At 67.8% G+C, this 4,615-nt stretch carries 2 protein-coding genes, 2 tRNA genes and 2 pseudogenes; 4 read left to right on the plus strand and 2 right to left on the minus strand.

The features are described from left to right. Positions 1 to 1,677, minus strand: a pseudogene (ilvD, locus tag I73_RS25665) (dihydroxy-acid dehydratase); the annotation flags it as partial. A gap of 120 nt (positions 1,678 to 1,797) precedes the next feature. On the opposite strand from ilvD, the pseudogene lgt reads away from it, so the two are divergent. From lgt to I73_RS03170, 4 genes and pseudogenes are all read left to right on the plus strand, one after another. Continuing rightward, positions 1,798 to 2,642: pseudogene (gene lgt, locus I73_RS25670) on the plus strand (prolipoprotein diacylglyceryl transferase). Continuing rightward, positions 2,639 to 3,346: a DNA polymerase III subunit epsilon gene (gene dnaQ, locus I73_RS03160; protein WP_022979291.1), complete on the plus strand. Its 708-nt coding sequence runs from the start codon at positions 2,639 to 2,641 to the stop codon at positions 3,344 to 3,346. The pseudogene lgt and the gene dnaQ overlap by 4 nt, the downstream one beginning before the upstream one ends. Positions 3,347 to 3,392: 46 nt before the next feature. Beyond that, a tRNA-Val gene (locus I73_RS03165) sits at positions 3,393 to 3,467 on the plus strand. Positions 3,468 to 3,494: 27 nt separating this feature from the next. Next, positions 3,495 to 3,569, plus strand: a tRNA-Val gene (locus I73_RS03170). 62 nt (positions 3,570 to 3,631) lie between these two features. Here the strand turns inward: I73_RS03170 and I73_RS03175 are convergent. Next, the gene (locus I73_RS03175; protein WP_022979292.1) at positions 3,632 to 4,540 is read right to left on the minus strand and encodes a ribose-phosphate diphosphokinase; all 909 of its coding nucleotides are present in this window, start codon (positions 4,538 to 4,540) and stop codon (positions 3,632 to 3,634) included. Positions 4,541 to 4,615 lie beyond the last annotated feature (75 nt).

Here is a 4,615-nt window from a genome sequence, read left to right on the forward strand (position 1 = left end):
AGCGCGCGGGGATGTCGATGCGGATGCGTCGCCGTTCCTGACCAGACCGATGGTGCCGCCGGCCGCCGCTTCGGGCGAGCAGTGGCCGATCGACAGGCCCGACGTGCCACCCGAGAAGCGGCCATCGGTCAGCAGGGCGCAGGCCTTGCCCAGGCCCTTGGACTTGATGTAGCTGGTCGGGTAGAGCATCTCCTGCATGCCCGGGCCGCCCTTGGGGCCCTCGTAGCGCACGATGACCACGTCACCGGCCTTCACCTGGTCGTTCAGGATGTGCTCGACCGCCTCGTCCTGGCTCTCGACCACATGGGCCGGGCCTTCGAAGACCAGCAGGCTGTCGTCCACACCGGCGGTCTTCACCACGCAGCCGTCCAGGGCGATGTTGCCGCGCAGCACCGCCAGACCGCCTTCCTTGGAGAAGGCATGCTCGTAGGAGCGGATGCAGCCTTCGGCGCGGTCCAGGTCCAGGCTCGGCCAGCGGGTGTTCTGGCTGAAGGCGACCTGGGTCGGGATACCGGCCGGGCCGGCCTTGTAGAAGGTTCTGACCGCCTCGTCCTGCGTGACCGCGATGTCCCATTGCGCCAGTGCGTCGCCCATGGTCTTGGCGTGGACGGTGGGGGCATCGGTGTGCAGCTTGCCGGCGCGGGCCAGTTCACCCAGGATGGCCATGATGCCGCCGGCGCGGTGCACATCCTCGATGTGGTACTTGTTGGTGTTGGGCGCCACCTTGCACAGCTGGGGCACCTCGCGCGAGAGGCGGTCGATGTCGGCCATGTCGAAGGCGATGCCGGCCTCCTGGGCGGTGGCCAGGATGTGCAGGATGGTGTTGGTGGAGCCGCCCATGGCGATGTCCAACGTCATCGCGTTCTCGAAGGCCTTCTTGCCGATGCTGCGGGGCAGCACGGACTCGTCGTCCTGCTCGTAATAGCGCTGGCACAGCTCGACGGCCAGACGGCCGGCGCGCAGGAAGAGCTGTTCGCGGTCCGCATGCGTGGCCACCACCGTGCCATTGCCCGGCAGCGAAAGGCCCAGGGCCTCGGTCAGGCAGTTCATCGAGTTGGCGGTGAACATGCCCGAGCAACTGCCGCAGGTGGGACAGGCCGAGCGCTCGACCTCGGCCACCTCGGCGTCGCTGACCTTGCTGTCGGCGGCCATCACCATGGCGTCGATCAGGTCGAGCTTCTTGATCTGGATGGTGGAGGTGCCGGGCACGGCCAGCTTGACCTTGCCGGCCTCCATCGGGCCGCCCGAGACGAAGACCACCGGGATGTTCAGGCGCATCGCGGCCATCAGCATCCCCGGGGTGATCTTGTCGCAGTTGGAGATGCACACCAGCGCGTCGGCGCAGTGGGCGTTGACCATGTACTCCACCGAGTCGGCAATGATGTCCCGGCTGGGCAAAGAGTACAGCATGCCGTCATGGCCCATGGCGATGCCGTCGTCCACCGCGATGGTGTTGAATTCCTTGGCCACGCCGCCAGCGCGCTCGATCTCGCGGGCCACCAGCTGCCCCAGGTCCTTCAGGTGCACGTGGCCGGGCACGAACTGGGTGAAGGAGTTGGCGATGGCGATGATGGGCTTGCTGAAGTCGCCGTCCTGCATGCCGGTGGCACGCCAGAGGGAACGGGCGCCGGCCATGTTGCGGCCAGCGGTGGAGGTCTTGGAACGGTAGGCGGGCATGTGCGGTGACGCTTGATGGCGTTTGTAGGGCGCTCGGAAGGCAAAAGCGGTCGGGCTGCGGGCAGGGACACCCCCAGCCGTCGCATTTTCGCGCAGCCGGGACGCTTATGATGCCGCCCCATGCTGATTCACCCGCAGTTCAACCCGATCGCGCTCGACCTGACGCGTTTTGGCATCCCTGTCCAGATCCACTGGTATGGCATCACCTACCTCGTGGCTTTTGGCCTGTTTCTCTGGCTGGCCCGGTTGCGGGTGCGCAAGCCCTGGTTCGCCAACGCCCGCTGGACGGCGCGGGACGTGGAGGACTTGCTGTTCTTCGGCGTGCTTGGCGTGGTGCTGGGCGGCCCCTGGGCTATGTGCTGTTCTACAAGCCCGGCTTTCTACTGTTCCATCCGCTGGAGATCTTCTCGGTCTGGAAGGGCGGCATGTCCTTCCACGGCGGCCTGCTGGGGGTGGCGGTGGCCATGGCCCTGTTCGCCTGGTTGCGCAAACGTTCTTTCTGGGACGTGACCGACCTGATCGCGCCCTGCGTGCCCACCGGCCTGGCCAGCGGGCGCATCGGCAACTTCATCAACGGCGAACTCTGGGGGCGCTTTGCCGACCCCTCGCTGCCCTGGGGCATGGTGTTCCCGCAGTCGGGCTCGCCGCTGCCCCGTCATCCCTCCCAACTGTACGAGTTCGGCATGGAGGGGCTGCTGCTCTTCATGCTGCTGTGGTGGTACGGCAGCAAGCCGCGCTGGGCCGGGCAGGTGTCGGGGGCCTTCCTGATGGGCTATGGCTGCTTTCGCTTCATCGCCGAGTACTTCCGCGAGCCCGATGCCTTCCTGCGTGACCTGCCGGCCACCACAGGGCTGAGCATGGGCCAGTGGCTGTGCGTGCCGATGATCGTCGGCGGCGCCCTGGTCTGGGCCTGGGCCAGCCGCCGTGCGCGGCCGATCGGCGCCAGCGCAGGAGCCCAGGCATGAGACAGATTTTCCTGGACACGGAAACCACCGGCCTGTCGCCCGACAGCGGTGACCGCATCGTCGAAATCGGCTGCGTGGAGATGTTCAACCGGCGGCTGACCGGCAACAACCGCCACTTCTACCTGAACCCCGAGCGCAAGAACAACGAGGAGGCGGTGCGGGTGCACGGCCTGACCGACGAGTTCCTGGCCGACAAGCCCCTGTTCTCGGCGGTGGCGGACGACCTGATCGCCTACTGGGCCGGGGCCGAGATCATCATCCACAACGCAGCCTTCGACGTGGGCTTTCTGGATGCCGAGCTCAAGCGCATCGGCAAGCCGCTGTTCCATGCCCACGTCGCCTCGGTCACCGACTCGCTGTTGATGGCTCGGGACATGTTCCCCGGCAAGAGCAACTCGCTGGATGCGCTGTGCAAGCGCCTGGAGGTGGACAACTCCAGCCGGACGCTGCACGGCGCCTTGCTGGACGCGGAGTTGCTGGCCGAGGTCTACATCCGCATGACCCGCGGACAGGGCAGCCTGGTGATCGATGCCAGCGAGGGAGGGGATGGCCCGACGCTGGAGCTGGGTTCCCAGGACCTGTCGAGCTTTGACCTGCCGCTGGTGGCCGTGGCCGAGGCTGAACTGGCCGCCCATGCCCAAGTGATGAAGTCCATCGACAAAACCGGCGAAGTGCTTGCCCTGTGGGAAAAGGCCATGGCATAATGGCAGACTTTCCCGGGAACGACTTCTTGTTGAAGTGGTGACAACCGGGCGGTTAGCTCAGCGGTAGAGCACTGCCTTCACACGGCAGGGGTCGCAGGTTCGAACCCTGCACCGCCCACCAGTTTCACTTCAGCCAGACCCGCAGACCGGGCGGTTAGCTCAGCGGTAGAGCACTGCCTTCACACGGCAGGGGTCGCAGGTTCGAACCCTGCACCGCCCACCAAGTCTCCAGTCTTTCAGCGCACCCCGCAGCCTCAGGCTCCGGGGTGTTCTTGTTTCTGGGGCTCAGCCGGCCAGCACCTGCTCCACACCCTGCGCCAGCAGCGGCGCCACCGGGATGGCATTGCTGGCATGGGGCACACAGTCGCTGCTCCAGACATGGCGCACGCCGGCCGCCGCCAGCTCGGCCATGGCCTCACCGACGAACAGGCCATGGGTGACGGCCACGTCCACCGAGGCCGCACCGGCGGCCAGGGCCAGCCGGGCCGCAGCCACCAGGGTGCGGCCGGTGCTGGCCATGTCGTCGATCAGCACCACCGCGCGGCCGTGGACATCGATCCCGTCGGGCAGGCGCACCGTGACGTCCCGGTCGCCGTGGCGTTCCTTCAGGCACCAGGCACCTTCGCAGCCGGAGGCCGAGGCGGCTTCCCGCACCCATTGCTCGGCCTCACCGTCCGGGCCCAGCAGCAGGGGCTGCGCCACATGCTGGCAGACCCATGGGCCCAGCAGGCCGGCGGCCGACAGCGAGACCGCGCGGCAGCCCGGCATCACCTCGTCCAGCGAGGCGATGCGGTGCAGATGCGGGTCCACGGTGACCAGGCCGTCGAAACGGCTGGCCAGCAGGCTGGCGATGTGGCGCTGGCTCACCGCCTCGCCGGGGTGGAAGGCGATGTCCTGGCGCATGTAGGCCAGGTAGGGGCAGACCAGCAGCACGCGCTCGGCGCCCAGCGCCCGCGCGGCCGGGCCGCTGATCAGCAGCTCCACCAGCTTCTCGTTGGGCTGGTGCAGGCTGCGGTACAGCAGCACCGTGCTCTGCAGCGGCGTGGGCAGGGTCAGTTTGAGTTCACCGTCAGGAAAGCGGTGGCGCTCGATGTGGCGCAAGGGCAGCCGCAGGGCCGTGGCCAGGGCCTGGGCGGGCGCCTGTTCGTCCTGGAAGGCCAGGACGGCGGTGGCGGCGGGCCAGCGCGGGCTCATGCCGCCCCCACGGTGTAGCCGTTGTCGCGTCCGGAGCGGTCGCGAGCGAAGGCCAGGTCCGCCGGGTNCTGGGCG

Origin of the sequence: Ideonella sp. B508-1 (genome assembly GCF_000333615.1) — a bacterium.
In the GTDB taxonomy this organism is placed as follows: domain Bacteria; phylum Pseudomonadota; class Gammaproteobacteria; order Burkholderiales; family Burkholderiaceae_C; genus Ideonella.

Coding starts and splice junctions, on each gene's coding strand:
- dnaQ (WP_022979291.1), top strand. CDS start 2,639: ATGAGACAGATTTTCCTGGACACGGAAACCACCGGCCTGTCGCCCGAC.
- I73_RS03175 (WP_022979292.1), bottom strand. CDS start 4,540: ATGAGCCCGCGCTGGCCCGCCGCCACCGCCGTCCTGGCCTTCCAGGAC.